The organism is Carboxylicivirga caseinilyticus, from assembly GCF_050589785.1.
GTDB lineage: Bacteria > Bacteroidota > Bacteroidia > Bacteroidales > Marinilabiliaceae > Carboxylicivirga > Carboxylicivirga caseinilyticus.
This window is the reverse complement of sequence record NZ_JBNGOX010000047.1, coordinates 1-17,172: the sequence shown is the minus strand read 5'-3', so window position 1 is coordinate 17,172 and position 17,172 is coordinate 1. Positions and strand designations below refer to the sequence as shown.

13 protein-coding genes are annotated in these 17,172 nt (G+C 34.4%); 8 read left to right on the top strand and 5 right to left on the bottom strand.

Annotated features, from left to right (window positions below; translation table 11 throughout):
- Positions 1-858 precede the first annotated feature (858 nt).
- On the top strand, positions 859-1,521 hold the full coding sequence (gene ung / locus ACRD62_RS18955) for a uracil-DNA glycosylase (RefSeq protein WP_430821688.1): 663 nt from the start codon (positions 859-861) through the stop codon (positions 1,519-1,521).
- 63 nt (positions 1,522-1,584) lie between these two features.
- On the opposite strand, the gene ACRD62_RS18950 is transcribed toward ung, so the two are convergent.
- From ACRD62_RS18950 to ACRD62_RS18940, 3 genes are all read right to left on the bottom strand, one after another.
- Positions 1,585-1,995, bottom strand: a complete 411-nt coding sequence (locus ACRD62_RS18950; RefSeq protein ID WP_430821687.1) for an acyl-CoA thioesterase — start codon at positions 1,993-1,995, stop codon at positions 1,585-1,587.
- A gap of 40 nt (positions 1,996-2,035) precedes the next feature.
- Entirely contained in the window at positions 2,036-4,471 is a 2,436-nt protein-coding gene (locus ACRD62_RS18945; protein WP_430821685.1) for a mechanosensitive ion channel domain-containing protein, read from the bottom strand.
- A gap of 78 nt (positions 4,472-4,549) precedes the next feature.
- Complete coding sequence (locus tag ACRD62_RS18940) at positions 4,550-7,777, bottom strand: CHAT domain-containing protein (RefSeq protein ID WP_430821684.1); 3,228 nt, start codon at positions 7,775-7,777, stop codon at positions 4,550-4,552.
- Positions 7,778-7,858: 81 nt separating this feature from the next.
- On the opposite strand from ACRD62_RS18940, the gene ACRD62_RS18935 reads away from it, so the two are divergent.
- The 6 genes from ACRD62_RS18935 to ACRD62_RS18910 all read left to right on the top strand — a co-directional run bounded on the left by ACRD62_RS18935 (position 7,859) and on the right by ACRD62_RS18910 (position 13,917).
- Positions 7,859-8,002 carry a hypothetical protein gene (locus ACRD62_RS18935; protein WP_430821683.1) on the top strand — a complete coding sequence of 48 codons (144 nt, stop codon included), beginning with the start codon at positions 7,859-7,861 and terminating at the stop codon, positions 8,000-8,002.
- A 181-nt stretch (positions 8,003-8,183) separates the two neighbouring features.
- Positions 8,184-8,423, top strand: a complete 240-nt coding sequence (locus ACRD62_RS18930) for a hypothetical protein (RefSeq protein WP_430821682.1) — start codon at positions 8,184-8,186, stop codon at positions 8,421-8,423.
- 83 nt (positions 8,424-8,506) lie between these two features.
- Positions 8,507-9,661, top strand: coding sequence for an HlyD family secretion protein (locus tag ACRD62_RS18925; protein ID WP_430821681.1), 1,155 nt, complete (start codon positions 8,507-8,509; stop codon positions 9,659-9,661).
- On the top strand, positions 9,651-11,804 hold the full coding sequence (locus tag ACRD62_RS18920) for a peptidase domain-containing ABC transporter (protein ID WP_430821680.1): 2,154 nt from the start codon (positions 9,651-9,653) through the stop codon (positions 11,802-11,804). The genes ACRD62_RS18925 and ACRD62_RS18920 overlap by 11 nt, the downstream gene beginning before the upstream one ends.
- A gap of 54 nt (positions 11,805-11,858) precedes the next feature.
- Entirely contained in the window at positions 11,859-13,199 is a 1,341-nt protein-coding gene (locus ACRD62_RS18915; protein ID WP_430821679.1) for an MATE family efflux transporter, read from the top strand.
- The gene (locus ACRD62_RS18910; protein WP_430821677.1) at positions 13,192-13,917 is read left to right on the top strand and encodes a 2-phosphosulfolactate phosphatase; all 726 of its coding nucleotides are present in this window, start codon (positions 13,192-13,194) and stop codon (positions 13,915-13,917) included. Before ACRD62_RS18915 ends, ACRD62_RS18910 begins: the two co-directional genes overlap by 8 nt.
- Positions 13,918-13,944: 27 nt before the next feature.
- Here the strand turns inward: ACRD62_RS18910 and ACRD62_RS18905 are convergent, their stop codons facing one another.
- On the bottom strand, positions 13,945-14,115 hold the full coding sequence (locus tag ACRD62_RS18905; RefSeq protein WP_430821675.1) for a hypothetical protein: 171 nt from the start codon (positions 14,113-14,115) through the stop codon (positions 13,945-13,947).
- 226 nt (positions 14,116-14,341) lie between these two features.
- Here ACRD62_RS18905 and mutS point away from each other — a divergent pair, with 226 nt between their 5' ends.
- Positions 14,342-16,924 (top strand): DNA mismatch repair protein MutS, encoded by a 2,583-nt coding sequence (gene mutS, locus ACRD62_RS18900; protein WP_430821674.1) that lies wholly within the window; start codon positions 14,342-14,344, stop codon positions 16,922-16,924.
- A gap of 38 nt (positions 16,925-16,962) precedes the next feature.
- On the opposite strand, the gene ACRD62_RS18895 is transcribed toward mutS, so the two are convergent.
- Positions 16,963-17,172 (bottom strand): hypothetical protein (locus ACRD62_RS18895; protein ID WP_430821673.1); only part of this gene is annotated, 210 nt, incomplete at its 5' end.

Below are 17,172 nucleotides of genomic sequence, written 5' to 3'. Positions count from 1 at the left end.
CTTAATGAAATGGCATACTTAATTTGAAGTGACGAGATAATGTTTATACAAAAAAAATGAGCAAACAATTATAGCCTGCTCATTCTCTATACCTATTTAAAAATTATTTCTTAACAAAAATCGGATAAAGTAAAAAATAACGGTTTGTAAAATAATACTTCCTAAAAACAGGGGCTTCAATCCATCCCAACTTCACAAAAATCGCAGTAATAATTAGTATTGTAAGCATTGATCTAAAGGTTTGTAAGTGATTATTCAAGGAGTAAAACGTCAGGTTTCACAAAAAAGTTTCGGCAACAACAATCAATTATAATTAATTAACAATCGCTAACTTTTTATTGAGAGATCGATCCTCATTAAATGATTGATTAATGTATCTCCCCATTTATAAATGGGTTAAATGGGGCAGGAATACACCTTGTAATAAATGTCAATTACATTTACTTTACTTCTAGCCTCAATATTAACTTAATAGATAAAATTACTTTTTGCCTCAAGCCGGCAGGCTTTTACTTTTTTTCAACAGTCAAAAAAAGTAAACAAAAAAGACCACGGCTACATTAGTTCAGATCATTTACTTTTGTATTTCTAAGTGCGGCCGGGTGATCCCCGAGCTTGGCTCGGAGCTTCCCGGTCTTACTAAAGACCTACTACAATTAAATAATCATCACTAATGAGGCCGAAAAAGGATAATAAAAGATTAGTTATTGATTTATAATCATGTACATCAATCTATCATCTAGTTTCTGAAAATCTAATAATCTAGAACGTCTAACTACTGACTAAAAACTAATAACTATTCACATTTTATTTCCTCAACTATCATTACTATTTTCATGCTCCCAAAAACAATAAAGCATGGATGTAAAAATAGAATCGAGCTGGAAAGAACTTTTAAAAGATGAATTTGAGAAAAAGTATTTCAAACAATTAACTGAATTTGTGAGAAGTGAATATAAATCACAAACTATTTTTCCTCCTGCTTCAAAAATTTTCAAAGCCTTCGATCTTTGTCCAGTTAATTCAACCCGGGTAGTGATTTTGGGACAAGATCCTTATCATGGTCCTGGACAAGCACACGGTCTATGCTTTTCAGTAAATGATGGAGTTAAAATACCTCCATCGTTGGTAAATATCTACAAAGAGATTCATGCTGATTTGGGAAAGGCAATACCGCAAAGTGGCAATCTGGAGAGATGGGCTAAACAAGGTGTTTTGCTTCTCAATGCCACCTTAACAGTTAGAGCTCATAATGCAGGTTCACACCAGAAGAAAGGATGGGAAGAATTTACAGATAGCGTAATAAAAACCCTGGCTCAGAACACAGAAAACATTGTTTTTCTATTATGGGGATCTTATGCTATCAAAAAATCAGCATTGATTGATAAAAACAAACATCTTATTTTAACCTCTCCGCATCCATCGCCCTTATCTGCTCATCGTGGTTTTATGGGAAATAAACACTTTAGCAAGGCTAATCAATACCTGGCTCAAAAAGGACTGAACGAGATTGATTGGTAGTCTATTAGTTCATGAGTTTTTAGGCAGTAGTCAGTAGTAAGCTTCTGCCTTCTGCCTCAAAACTTATTTCCTTTTTTCTATTACATTATCAAACGCCTGCACAATATCTTCGCTTATAGCCAACCTTCCGTTAATTAAACTGGTTGTTGTGATGATGCCTTTTAAGCAAAGTTTATTATCCGACAGACGAAAAATATCCTGATAAAAAATATATTTCACTCCCTTGTGTTCCACCCTTGTCTTAACCACAAATTTATCGTTGCTGCACAGTGGAGACTTGTAGGATAAATCAGCACGTGCTACCACTGCCACAACACCTTTATCATACAGTTCCTTAAAATTTAATCCAATTGAATCCAGAAATTCATGTCGTGTGTGTTCAAGATAATTCTGGTAGACTGAATTATTAACTATCCCCTGTAAATCACACTCATAATCACGAACCTTAAATTCTAACTCAAAATCATATTCCATGGGTAACTTATTGAATTAATGATATTAAACCACCTATGTATTAATTACTATTATCGTTTTCTTCTGATTCACTTTTAACCGGATAAATATGCAAATCGCGTTGTGGGAAAGGAATGGTTATATTAGCCTCTTTAAATGCGTTATCAATGGCAATACCAACTGCACTTATGGTCTTCAATCCTTCATCAAAATGCGTCCAGAACATAACTCTGAAATCAAGTGAACTATCCCCAAAACCTCTAAAAATAATTACGGGAGCAGGATCTTTCAGCACTCCATCCTGATCCGCAACCACCCTTTCCAATATTGCTAAAACAGTTTTTAAATCCGTGCCATAACTTACACCAACCATTATTTCCTGACGTCTTCTTCTATCCGACAGTGTCCAGTTAACCATCTCATTGGAAATAAGATTTCCATTCGGAACGATGACCTCCGCTCCGTCAAAAGTTCTGATAACACTGGCCCTGATTCCAATCTCTTTCACTTCACCCATTAAGTTAAGACTGCTAATCTGCAACACATCCCCCACCTGTATTGGGCGTTCAAAAGCCAGTATCAATCCTGACACCAGATTATTAAAGATATTTTGCAATCCGAAACCAATACCAACACCCAATGCCCCAAAAATGATTGTAATATTACTGATATCAATATCGGCTGCTCCAAAAGCAAGAATAAAACCAAATCCCAGTAATATTAATCTTACCATCATGGTAATTGCACCACCTATACCCCTGGGCATTTCAAAATGAGTATAAACCTCATCCTCAAGAATAAACCTTATAAATCTTGAAATATAAATAGTTGCCGATAAAGTAATTGCGAAGGCAACAATATTACCTAACGACACACTTACTGATCCCAACTCCAACTTATTGGTTAGAATAGATTCGATCCAATTATAAATGGGCAAATAAACCAGATAACTTTTTGCTGTAAAAACAATCCAGAATACTAATGCAGAATATTTTAAAATTTTAAAAACCCACTTAAGAATATCATCCGGATAATTACGAAAAATGTGTAGATCAACTAATAATTTATGACGAACAATTAAGTCAAAAAGACTTTTAAAAACTTCAACTGTTGAGAAGATAATAAGTCCTCCAAATACAAGGGCAATAGCTCCGTTAAAAAGTACTAGAGATAAAAAATTATTACCTATAACATTAATAATAACAGAAAGTGCAACAGAGATTAATCCAATAAGCAATACCTGTGAACTAAAAACCTTCAGTTTAATTTCTTTGTTCTTCCTTAAATATTTCCAAATTGAAAGAAAAATAACTGTTGACAAAATACTATTGATTAATACTAACAACCTCCCCAATAATCCAAAACTACTTAATAAGTCGGTTAATATCATTAACAGAAAAACACCCGCCGACAAATAAAAATATCTTGTGGGCAATTGAGGCCACACAAAAGGTAACAATCTCAAAAGCGGGATGATCAACAATAATTTCAAGATATCTCTTGATTCAGGTGTAAGTCCTGGGAAAAAGATTAGAATAAAAAAGCTGGTAAAAAGAAGTGAGGAAGAAAATGGATTAGATAAAAATAACAATGGTACTTTTATGGTATCACACTTCATTAATTCATCTTTGTGAACCAACCTTTTTCTTAGAAAAATAAAAAGAGATAGTAATGCGACGAATAAGAATACAAAAATTAATGTTGTATGAATCAATGCATCCCTATGGCTTATTATTGAAAACCTTCTCTGTTCCAGGGAATTTAAAATCTTCTTTACAAAGGGTGCTGTATCTTCCTCGCCTGAAAGGGCTGACCACAACGGAGGGCTATCCAATACATAAATCTGTGTTCTGAATCTCTCCAGTGCATTGTCCAAATTCGTTAAAATCTCATCTAAAAAAAGAATGGCACCCGTGATCTCATCTTGCCGGGTTAATGAAATATTATTCTGCTTATTTATTTGGAGTAGCAATTGATTTAAATCAGAAATATTGCTTCGAATTCTTTCAATGATTCTTTGAGGCGTATTCTGGTTTTGTTGATTTTCCAGCGTTTTTTCCCATTTACTCATCAAACCTTGTATTTCATCTCTATTAAGGTTTAATTCAGTAGATATTGTTGCCAGCAGCTTTCTGGTTTCTTCCAGTTCCGATTTTAAATTCGATAATTTATTTCTAAGTCCGTCTGATTGCCTGAAATCCAACTGATTTAAGGCTTCAATAGACAAACTTTTTCGATAATCAGTAACCCTATCCAAACGAAATTGAGTTAATGAATCAATCAATTCCTTTTGTTTGTAATTCTCCAGCTTATTGGCAATGGTTCGTATTAAAGCTTGAGTCCTCTCTGATTCAGTTCCAATATTAGCTGTTGTAAAAGACAGAACTTCCGTTTCAAGGGTATCTTTTCCAAATAAATTTACCTGAGATGCCCCGTCAAGAGTATAAAACAAACATATATTGAAAACAATAATTCTTATTAAATATTTGAATCTCATAAATATCGATTATTTAATCAAGCAATTGAATACAAATAAAATACACCCATTTTAAATCGTAAAATTGAGTCAATCATATTACTTGTTTCGCTTTGACCGTATAAAAATAACAATTAAAGAAAGAGGAATGATTAATAATAAGTAATAGAGATACGAACTATTTTTTTGTTCGACAGGGCTAACATTACCTGTTATAACATAGTTAGCCCAATAATAAGGATGCGCTTTAATAGCATCTGAGGATTTAATAAATTCTATTTTTGCCTTTCGTAAAGCTTCATCTTTAAACATTGCATCTTTTAACTGACTATAGAAGAGTTCCGTCAGTTTCGCTCCCGATTCATCATGAACTGCCCATAAAGTAAACACTTGTGTTTCAACACCGGTAAACTTAAATGCTCGTGCCAGACTAATCAATCCTTCACCCGTTTTTCGTCGTCCCCTGCCGGTGCTGCACGAACTTAAAACAACCATTGGAGAATTCAAATCATAGTTATACAGTTCATAGGCTTTCAATACCTCATTAGAATCATTAATGGCTGAAAATACCAATTGAGAATTTAACGGTAACAACTCATCATTTAAAGAATGCATGGCCAAATGCATTATATTGTCGGAATAGGCATTATTAAGAAAGTTGGTTTTACTGGCATCTTCACCTTCATACACCTCTGAATCAAATATCTGGCTAATTGTTTCAATTTCCTTTTTAGCAGAGGCTAAAGGCATTAAATAGTCATTTATAGCCTGACGAATGTTGATCAGAATTGAATCTTTCATTGACTCGTCGCCATAATATTCAGGGGCAAATGAATAAACTTTATTAAAAGATCTTTTCTGCTCACTGAAAGAACTTAATATAGCAGCATTATACTCATAGCTTATATTAAAACTATTCACCAACCATGGATAGTTTCTCATATCCGGTTTTTGTTGTGAAACCTCATCTGTTAGTAGTGACTCAAATGAAAGATAGGCAAGTTCGGCATGCGGGATTATAATTAAATCTTTTCCCTCAATATTTTCTTTAATGGTTCCTATAAGTTTAGAATATAAATGATAGGAGGATCTGGCAAAATTTCGAATACGATCAACAGAATTTCCATCTGCAATAAAAGGTGTTGTTATTTCTTTGATTACAGAATCCAAATCGTCATAAAATAATTCACCAATTTCAACTTCATTATATTTAAAATCTTCTTTTGAAATAACAAACTGTATCAAGCGATTATCAGATAAAAAATAATCAATTAATACCTGATTGTGACCTAACTTTTCTTGAACCTCTTCTACATTTGTTAATTGGGGCTCGTATTTTAATTGATAATATCTCGGATAATTAGTTGAAATGATCAGACTTAAACTATCTAAATTTTTTAAGAACCGATCACGATTAGTCATTAAATACTGCAAATCATCAGCATTAGGATCTGCACTCAACTTAAGATGATCCAACTCATTCTGGTAAAACGACAATCTACCTTTTAGGTAATTCTCCTTTTGAATCAAAGAATCGGGAATACCTGCCTTAACCTTAATTTGTTTATCATTTAAGCCAAGCAATAATGAATAAGATTTACCTTTCTGAACAAATTCAAAAGCCTTTTTTAAATATATATTTTGATTTGTTGTATTGTATAAATCCAGGTTAATCTTAACCGCTAATTCAATATACTCGGCATATAAATCACCCGTTGCTACTCTATCAGTATCAAAACTAAGTTGTGATTTTAAAGTTTCAATAGATTGATCTGCCTGTTCTAAATGCTCGAGTGCTTTTTGTAAATAATCGCTTTGTTTGGTTTGTTCATAAATACCATAATATGCTTTACCCAAATTAAGATTTACTCTCTTAAATAATCGCGATACCCGTGATGAATTTTTTTGCTGAATCTCATTTATATACTTAACACTAATCTGCTGATAAATATCTTTCAACAATTGCACAACTCTTAAATAATCTTTTTTCCCTAAATAAGCCAGAGCCATATCATTGGTATTATCCCAATATTCATACGGCGCATAATTATCATTATTTTTTAATATTATATCAAGTTGCTCAAAAAACTCTATGCTCTTATCATAATCTTTCAGTGTCAAATATGTCCATGCAGCTTGATTATTAAATGAGTTACTTTTTAAATATTGATCTTTCTCTTTCGCCAGAACAATAGCTGTATCGAGATATTCTTTTGCTAATTTAATTTCATCAAGAGTTGCGAATAAAAATGCTACACTGGCATAATTATTATAGACTGTTTTTGCCTTCTTAATCTTAGCCTCAGCAATAGATTGTTTTGCATATTGAATACTCAGATTTTTATTATCCAGATCTTTATATATCCTGGCAATTTGTTTGCACGACTCCGGTCTGAAATTTCTGTAACTAACAATCGGTTTGGCAATACTTAAAGCCTTTTGATAATAATTTAATGCTTCAGTATATCTTCCTCTCTTTAATAAATAAAAACCTAGCCTGTTATACAACAAACTTAAATCAGTATTGTAAGAACTTATATTGGAAAGATAGAATTCTTCAAGCTTTTTTGCCGTCTTATCAAATTCGACTGACAAGCCTATATCATTGCAATATAGTAAATATGTACTATATAAATATTCATTATACCTGTTTACCGATTTATTAAATTCTTCATTTAAAATATTTTCAAATAAAAAATCAGCTTCCTCATATCTTTTATATTCAAAACCAATAATCTTTAGGTAAGCTGCTGATGAAATGTTATAACCTTCAATATCTTTATTCTCAATTAGAAGTTTCTTTGAAAGCTCAAATGACTTCTTTAAATTCTCTAATTCCTTTACTCTGTTTTTGTTGGTATAACAAATAGATAAATTGTGATATATCTTTCCCTGAATACTATCTGGCAACTGATGTTTTGAAGGTAAAGTAAGCAGATTTTCAAAAATAGACAAAGCAACTTCTTTCTGATTATTACCAAGAAAAACACATGCTGAATAAAAGGATAAATATCTATTAAATTCCTCATTAGCCGGTAATTGGTTTAACTCCCTAACCAACTTAAGTGCTTGCTCATTTTCATCTAGTTGTATTAATGCTTTAAAAACATGTGATAATATTACCAGATCTTCCCTGCCAGATAAATAGTTTTCTTTTTTAGTAAGATAATTAACACCTTTTTCTATTACAATACTAAAATTATTACTGTAATATGCTGAGACAATTTCTCTTTCAATAGAATCTTTACTATTTTGAGCGCACAGACTCACAAGAGCTACAAAACTAGCAATCAACAATATATACCTATATAAAATATTTTTTTTCAAAAAAATCATTTTTTTTTTCAAAAAAGGTGTTACGATTTCAATGTTTTGCAATTAACCTATAAACTAACAAAAAAATAGGTGATGAAAACAATTAAAACAACCCAGGAAAAACGCAATCAATATATAAAGTTCACATCTAAAGATAAGGCTTTTTTAAAAAAGATTATAGGTGGCGAAGGTGAAGATCAAGAAACTGATGATCCTGAACGCAAAATGCGCGTATAACATTAAAGATATAAGTGCTTTGGACGAAGAAACTTATTCGATTATCTCAATTCAAGTATAAATTTAGTCTGAACGCAGACGCAGTTAGTGAAAAGAAGAAAGCGGAGCCCCCCAAAAAGTTTCCCGATACAAGCTTCGCTTCTTCTCTTTCCTATATTTAGAAACGGGAAAACTTGAAGTTATGGCACTAGCAGAAATTAACAGAACTATCAATTGGATAGATCAGGAAATACGCGACCAGCAAACCGGAACCCCTAACCAGTTAGCTGGCAAACTAAGTATGTCTGTACGCATGCTTTATTTTTATTTAGACATGATGCGTGCTTTAGGTGCCGATATAACATATTGTAAAACAAGAATGACTTTTGAATATGCCAAGACCGGGCATTTCATTAATGGAACCAAGTGGGTCGAAGATTAAATCCTCTCTTACCATTGCATCATAATTTCTGATTATGGATGTTTCAATAATAAATAGTATTTTAACATCGTTGAAACATTATCATGCCTCAGACTACCATTTGGAAAAACAATAAATACAAACTATTCTCTCGCTTTTATTACAAAGGCATAATAATTTATTGGTTATTACTTCTTTTATTTATTGCAACCATTATTTCTTTGCCAATAATTAAAGTTGACGTTAGTACTCAAAGTAGAGGAATCATTAATACGGTCAATAAATTAAGCCCTATCTCTACTGGAGTAACAGCCAGGGTTACAAACCTGAATATTTTTGAAAATAAAACAGTCAGTTCAGGAGATACGTTAATAATACTGGAGCAAACGGGCATTAACAGTGAAATTACAATAGCTAAAGATCAAATTCAATTATTTGAAACCTATCTTTCCGATCTTGAGAAGTTAGTTAAGTTTGAAGGAAGTAATATAAATACTCCACTGTATCAACAAGAACAAGCCGATTTTATTAATGGAATTACCAAACTAAAGCGATCCATTAGAAAAAAACAGTTGGATTATGAACGAACCAGGCAACTTTTTTATGAAGACGTTCTTCCAATATCCACCTTACAAGAAGATTCATTTCAATTAAAAAGTGCTGAAGATGAACTTTTGGTTTTCAAAACTAACACTATGGCTAAATGGGAATTGGATAAGAAAAATTATGCACTAAACATCCAGGACCTGCAAATTAAAATTGAAAACCTTCTGCAACAAAAAAACCAATATTTTATCACGGCCCCTTTTGATGGTAATATCATTTCATTTAACGGAATAGCTGAAGGAAGTATTGTTAATGAAAACGACATCATTTGCATGCTATCTCCTGAAGATATTTTACTTGCGGAGTGTTACATTTCGTCTTCTGACATTGGTTTAATTTCGAATGGCATGAAAGTTCGAATTCAGGTAGATTCGTATAATTACAATCAATGGGGATTAATGGATGGTACAGTTGTGAGCATTGCTCATGATGTAACTGAGAAAAATGGCCAATTTGTTTATGTAGTTAAAAGTAAAATGCATTCCGATCATCTTGTTTTAAGTAATGGATTGAAAGGGTACCTAAAGAAAGGCATGAGCATTACCGGCCGTTTTATTGTAACCCAAAGATCACTTTTTCAATTGCTTTTCGACAATGTGAACGACTGGCTAAATCCTAGAATCATTCATCCAAAAGACAACAATGAGTATTAAGGTTCAACAATTTGATCATGCTGATTGTGGTGCTGCCTGCCTCGCATCGGTTGCCAGTTTCTACAATCTGAAACTCCGTCTTTGGAAAATACGCGAATTAGCAGGTACAAACATTAGTGGAACCAGTGCTTACGGTCTATTAAAAGCAGCTGAAACCATAGGATTTGAAGCAAAGGGTATCCAGATAGAGAAAGATGATTTACAGGAAATACCTTTACCTGCCATTGCTCATCTTAAATTACATGAAGGAGGACATCATTTTGTAGTTATCTACAAAGTTGGCAAGAAAAAGATAAAAATAATGGATCCTGCCGAAGGTCGATTAATAAAAATGCCCCTATCAGAATTTCTCGAAACATGGACGGGCATATGTATTTTATTGCTGCCTTCATTAGATTTTAAAAGTGGAACGCATAAAGAATCACCGGCACAAAAACTTTGGAAACTCATCAGGCCTCACAGTCATATTTTCGCACAATCGGGAATAGGAGCTTTGGCCTTTTCTACATTAGGTATTTCTACAGCAATTTATATTCAAAAACTCACAGATTTTGTATTGGTTGGCCATAACAAAAACCTACTCAATCTGATGGGTATTTTAATGCTCATTATAATTGGCGTTCAACTAATATTAGGAATGCTTCAATCCTGGTTTGTGCTTCGGGTTGGTCAGAATATCGATAGTACATTAATTACTGGATATTATAAACATCTTCTGAAGCTACCTCAACGCTTTTTTGACAGCATGAGAGTTGGTGAACTGATTTCGAGAATAAACGATGCTATTAAAATAAGGACATTCATCAACCAGGTAGCTGTGGAAGCAACAGTTGATGTTTTAATTATACTGATTGCCTTTTTAGTAATGGCTTTTATAAACTGGAAACTATCTTTATTGGCATTACTTGTTATACCTGTTTACTTTGTTGTATTCATCCTCACCAATAAGGCTAACCGTAAAATAGAACGTGACAAAATGAAGAAGGCTGCCAAACTGGAAATTCAGTTGGTAGAATCGCTAAAGGCTGGAAAAACAATTAAACAAATGGGAGCCGAAGATTACTTCATCAATAAAACTGAAACACGATTGATGGAGGTATTGGAAGAAGTTTATAAATCGGGCAAAATTGAAATATTATCTTCTTATAATCTTATCGGTATCAACCGACTCATTACCATTTTAATACTTTGGACAGGTGCATTGAGTGTTATCAATCAACAGTTAACACCCGGACAATTGATGTCATTTTTTGCCATCACAAGTTTTTTTACCGGGCCTGTTTCCCGTTTAATTGGCATGAACAAAACAGTTCAGGGTGCCATAATTGCTACAGATCGTCTTTTTGAGATACTTGATCTTGAAAGAGAAACAGAAGGAAGAGACGAAAATACTTCAGAGGAAAAACTGACTATTGGAGACATCAAATTTCAAGATGTACATTTTCAATATACCCTCGAACAGGACTTATTTAAAAACCTCAGCTTTACCATAAAAAAGGGCAGTATCACAGCTTTGGTTGGAGACAGTGGCTCTGGCAAATCTACAATTGGATACCTTTTACAAGGTCTATACCCCGTCTCTTCGGGTCATATTACCCTTGGACATGAAGATATAAAGCAGGTTAATCTTACCCGCCTTCGAAAAACGGTAGGTATTGTACCTCAAAACATTGAATTATTTGCCGGTAATCTCATTGAAAATATTGCATTAGGAGATTATAAGCCAAATATTAAGCGTATTCACGAAATTATTGATCTGCTCAAATTAGATGATATCATTGAAGCCCTTCCCGAAGGACTCAATACATGGTTGGGTGAAAATGCCAATCAGCTTTCTGGTGGTCAACGGCAACGTTTAGCTATTGCTCGTATGCTATATTTAAATCCTGAAATCTATGTATTCGATGAAGCAACATCCTTTTTGGATGACAGAACAGAACAGAGTATAAAAAACCTCATTACGGAACTTAAACATCAAGGCAAAACCATTATTATGGTAGCCCATCGAATGAGCACTATTAATATTGCTGAGCAAATTATAGTTTTTGAAAAAGGAAGAATAATTGAATCGGGGACTTACGAAGAACTTCTACAACTAAATGGCCGATTCTTTGAAATGGTTCAACACCACAGAAAGAGCTAGTCTAATAGTTTATTCTTCATTTCTTTGTACTTTTGCGCTTCTTTCAAACTCGAAATGAAGTTAAAAAACCGCTATAATCAACATTATTGGCCCAATGCAAAGTTGGCCACTCCTATAATATTAGCTCAAGCAGGACAAATGCTGGTAAACCTCGCTGACACTTTAATGGTCGGGCAGGTTGGTACCACTCCTTTAGCTGCGGCTTCGTTTGCCAACAGTATTTTCATAAATATTTTATATTTAGGAGTTGGCATCTCTTTTGCCTTAACACCTTTGGTTGGCAAAGCTTTTGGCGCAAGAAACAATCAGGAATGTGCTTTTTGGTTAAAACAAGGACTTTGGGCGAACCTAATTATTGGAGGTATTTTAACCCTCATTGCCGGAAGTTTTTATTTTGCACTACCCTATCTTGGTCAAGAAGAAAGTGTTTGGAAAGAAGCCGGGCCATATTATCTTCTCATGGTATTATCCATCATTCCACTGCAGTTTTTTAATACTTATAAGCAGTTTACAGAGGGATTGAGCAACACTAAAATAGCCATGATTATTACCATTGGCGGTAATATTTTAAATGTCCTACTCAATTTCATATTTATCTACGGATACTTTGGAATGCCTGCTCTTGGTTTATTCGGAGCCGGCATTGGCACACTTGTTTCTCGTATTGCTATGGCAATATCGTTTGCACTTATATTACCAAAAATAAAACGCTTTAAAAATTACATCAAAACAGACCACAATCCAATTTCACTAATCGCATTTAAAAAAATCATCAAACTGGGCATACCCATTGGATTACAATTTGTCATTGAAATATTCGCTTTTAGTCTGGGTAGTATAATGATGGGATGGATAAATGCAGAAAGTCTGGCTGCCCATCAGATTGTATTAAGTCTGGCCAGTTTAACCTACATGATGTCATCAGGATTAGCTTCAGCAACCACTATTAAAGTAAGTATTTTCAGAGGTAAAAAACTATTCAACGAAATTAAGAACACCGCCTTTGCTTCGTTGCATCTGGTTATCATGTTCATGAGTTTTACAGGTCTATTATTTTTTACGCTTCGCTACCTTCTTCCATCACTATTTGTGAATGATCAGGAAGTTATCATACTGGCTTCAAGTCTAATGATGATTGCTGCCTTTTTTCAGATTTTCGATGGCATTCAGGTTGTTTCGCTTGGCATTTTAAGGGGTTTGGAAGATGTTGTGGCTCCGGTTGTCGGAGCTGGAATTGCCTATTTACTGTTATCTGTGCCAACGGGTTATTTGGTTACTTTCATCTTCGACTTTGGTCCCGTTGGAATTTGGATTGGATACCTTGTAGGACTGTCTTCTGCGGGTACATTTTTATTACTAAGATTTAGAATGCTTTATCGAAGAAATTATGAATAAGACTTACATAGATGTTATCAACACTGCACAGGAAGTCACTTTTGAAAAAGTTCAAGGAAAAACAGTTGTTGTAATCGATGTACTAAGAGCAACTTCTGTAATGACTACCGCCATACAAAATAATGCAGAACAAATCATCCCGGTATTAACTCCTGAAGAAGCCTTCAAAATCAAAGAAAAGATTGGAGATAAAGCAATACTTGGTGGCGAGCGTCATGCTGAATTAATTCCGGGTTTTGACTATGGCAACTCTCCACTTTCGTATACAAGTGAAGTAATCGAAGGTAAATCACTCATCATCACAACTACCAATGGTACATTAGCCATAAGAAATGCTTTAGCTGCCGATGAATTATTGATTGCCTCATTTTTAAATGCTCAGGCAATAGTTAATCATTTACGAAACACTGAAGATATTATACTGATTTGCTCGGGAAACAATGGCGTTTATACCCTGGAAGACAATTTATGTGCAGGCTTTCTTATTAGCTTATTTGAGAATGAATCTATAGAACTTCAATTATCTGATTCTGCCATATCAGCCTTAACTCTTTACTTAAGTACTCAAGCTGATGTAAAAAAACTTGCATCACAAGGATACCATTATAACGTATTAAAGAATAAGGGATTCAATGACGATTTAAAGGAGTGTTTTACAAAAAGCAAATTCGACGTGGTTCCTATATGGAATGGGAAAAGTATAACAAAGGCTGTTTAGAATATTTTTAAACAGCCTTTCAAAGTTTTATTCAATAATCCGATTCAGAATAACATGAGCTACGATTCCTCCCACCATTAAGAAACCAGAAAGCACTAATAAACCATTACCAACTGGAGTATTCATCATGTATACCAGTAAAATGACGACTCCCAAAAGAATTAACAAGATTCCGAAATTTTTCAATATTTGATTCATAGCGATTTATTTAGGTACGATTAAATATACCAACAAAATCGAAAATTTAAAACAACCATCTGTTAATAAATAAGATTTCTAAGAGCAACTGATATTTATATCTTTGCAACACTCGTTGGTTTTACGGACTTGAATATTCAAAAAAGAGCATACCAGCATTTGAGTAAAAACATTAAATTTTTCAACATTGGCTAAATCAAAACAAGATACCGTTCAAACACCATTAATGAAACAATACTATAGCATTAAGGATAAGTACCCTGATGCCATTTTACTTTTCAGAGTTGGTGATTTTTATGAAACTTTTTCTGAAGACGCAATTAAAGCTTCAGAGATTCTGGGTATAACACTTACCCGAAGAGCCAATGGTTCAGCTTCGTATGTTGAGCTTGCCGGTTTCCCTCATCACGCCCTTGATACTTATTTACCTAAACTGGTTCGTGCAGGTCAAAGAGTTGCTGTATGTGATCAGTTGGAAGATCCGAAGGCAACCAAAACAATTGTAAAAAGAGGGGTAACTGAGTTGGTGACACCAGGTGTAGCCATCAACGACAATATTCTGGAACACAAGGAGAATAATTTTCTTGCCAGTGTTCATTTTGATAAAAAAGTAGCTGGCGTGGCCTTTTTAGATATTTCAACGGGTGAATTTTTAACATCTGAAGGCTCATTTGAATATGTTGAAAAGCTACTTGGTAACTTCAAACCCAAAGAGGTTTTATACGAAAAAGGCAAAAGAGCCATTTTTGAAGAAGCATTCGGACCCAAATATTACACCTATGCCTTTGATGATTGGGCTTTTGCACCGGATTCGGCTCATGATAGATTATTAAAACATTTCGAGACTAATTCATTAAAAGGATTTGGCGTTCACAACCTGAATTACGGCATCACGGCTGCCGGCGCTATTATGCACTATCTCGATCTGACTCAACATCATAAAGTTCAGCACATAACTACTCTAGGTCGAATTGATGAAGATAAGTATGTTTGGTTAGATAAGTTTACTATCCGTAATCTTGAACTTTTCAGTTCGTTAAATGAAGGCGGACGATCATTAACCGATGTTATTGACCGCACCATTAGCCCAATGGGCTCACGCATGCTGAAAAGATGGGTGGCACTTCCGTTAAAGGATGTAAAACCAATTGATGATCGCTTAAGTGTTGTTGAATATTTCTTTAAAGAACCTGAACTCAAAGACTCCATCATGGATGCTTTGCATTCAATTGGAGATTTGGAAAGACTGGTTGCAAAAGTTGCCGCCGGCAGAATCACTCCCCGTGAATTAATCCAACTTAAAATGGCATTATTTGCCATAGATCCCATTAAAGAAGGATGTTTATCAAGCAGTAACGAACATCTGAAGCATATTGGAGATCAATTAAACGGATGTGCAACCATACGTGAGCGAATACACCGTGAGATTCAGTCTGAACCACCTGTTTTAATTTCAAAAGGTGGAGTCATTCAGGAAGGTGTGTCTGACGAATTGGATGATTTACGAAAGATAGCTTATTCCGGTAAAGATTATCTGGCTAATCTTCAGCAACGATTAAGTGAAGAAACCAATATACCTAGCATAAAAATTGCCTTTAACAATGTATTCGGTTATTATATTGAAGTTCGAAATACACACAAAGACAAAGTACCGCAGGAATGGATCAGAAAACAAACTTTGGTAAATGCTGAAAGGTATATTACTGAAGAATTAAAAGAATATGAATCCAAAATTCTTGGAGCTGAAGAAAAAATACTTACAATAGAAACCAGACTTTACAATGATCTGATTATTGCTGTTTCGGAATTTATAACAGCCATTCAATTGAATGCAATGTTATTATCCAAAATTGATGTATTGGTTTCATTCAATAACCTGGCAGGGGATTCCAAACTGGTTCGTCCGGTTGTTAATGATTCACTGGAACTGACAATTAAAGCGGGTCGCCATCCAGTTATTGAAAAACAGCTTCCAATTGGGGAATCATATGTTCCTAACGATGTTTACCTTAACAATGATACCCAACAGATCATCATTATAACCGGACCCAATATGGCTGGTAAATCAGCATTGCTTCGTCAAACTGCTTTAATTACGCTGATGGCTCAGATAGGATGTTATGTACCAGCTGAGGCCGCATCAATTGGTGTGGTTGATAAAATATTTACCCGAGTGGGTGCTTCAGATAACATTAGTCTTGGTGAATCCACCTTTATGGTAGAAATGAACGAAGCGGCCAGTATTTTGAATAACCTTACCAAACGAAGCCTTGTTTTGTTTGATGAATTAGGACGTGGAACCAGCACCTATGATGGTATATCCATAGCCTGGTCAATTGTTGAATATATTCATGAAAACAAAAAATCAGGAGCTAAAACTTTGTTTGCCACCCATTATCATGAATTAAATGAAATGGCAAAAACCCATAAACGTTGTAAGAATTACAATGTATCTGTTAAAGAGGTAGACAATAAAGTCATTTTCCTTCGTAAACTGGTTCCAGGAGGAAGCAATCACAGCTTTGGTATTCATGTTGCACGGATGGCCGGAATGCCAAAAAGCGTTGTTAAAAGAGCCAATTCAATACTTAGTGATTTAGAAAAATCAAATCGTAAAGGTGACTTAAGTAAGCCTATGAATGATATTTCAACTCACAGAGAAGGAATGCAGCTTAGTTTTTTCCAACTTGATGACCCGGTGCTAAAACAAATTCGTGATGAAATCGCGGATTTAGATGTAAATAATCTCACACCAGTAGAAGCATTAAATAAATTGAACGAGATAAAAAAATGGATAGGAGTTAGTTAGGCTTCTATCCCATATTTTTTACTATTAATCGCGAAAATTTATTTTGGAGAAACAAAAAATAGGTCTATATTTGCATCCGCAATCGCAAAAGAAAACAACGCTAACAACGGATAGATACAGGGATTGCTACAGTTTGAAACGCGAAAATAGCTCACCACGATAGCTATCGTGGGGTAGGCAACAACTTGCCAAGTTAATTTGCAAAAAACGCGAAAATAGCTCAGTTGGTAGAGCACGACCTTGCCAAG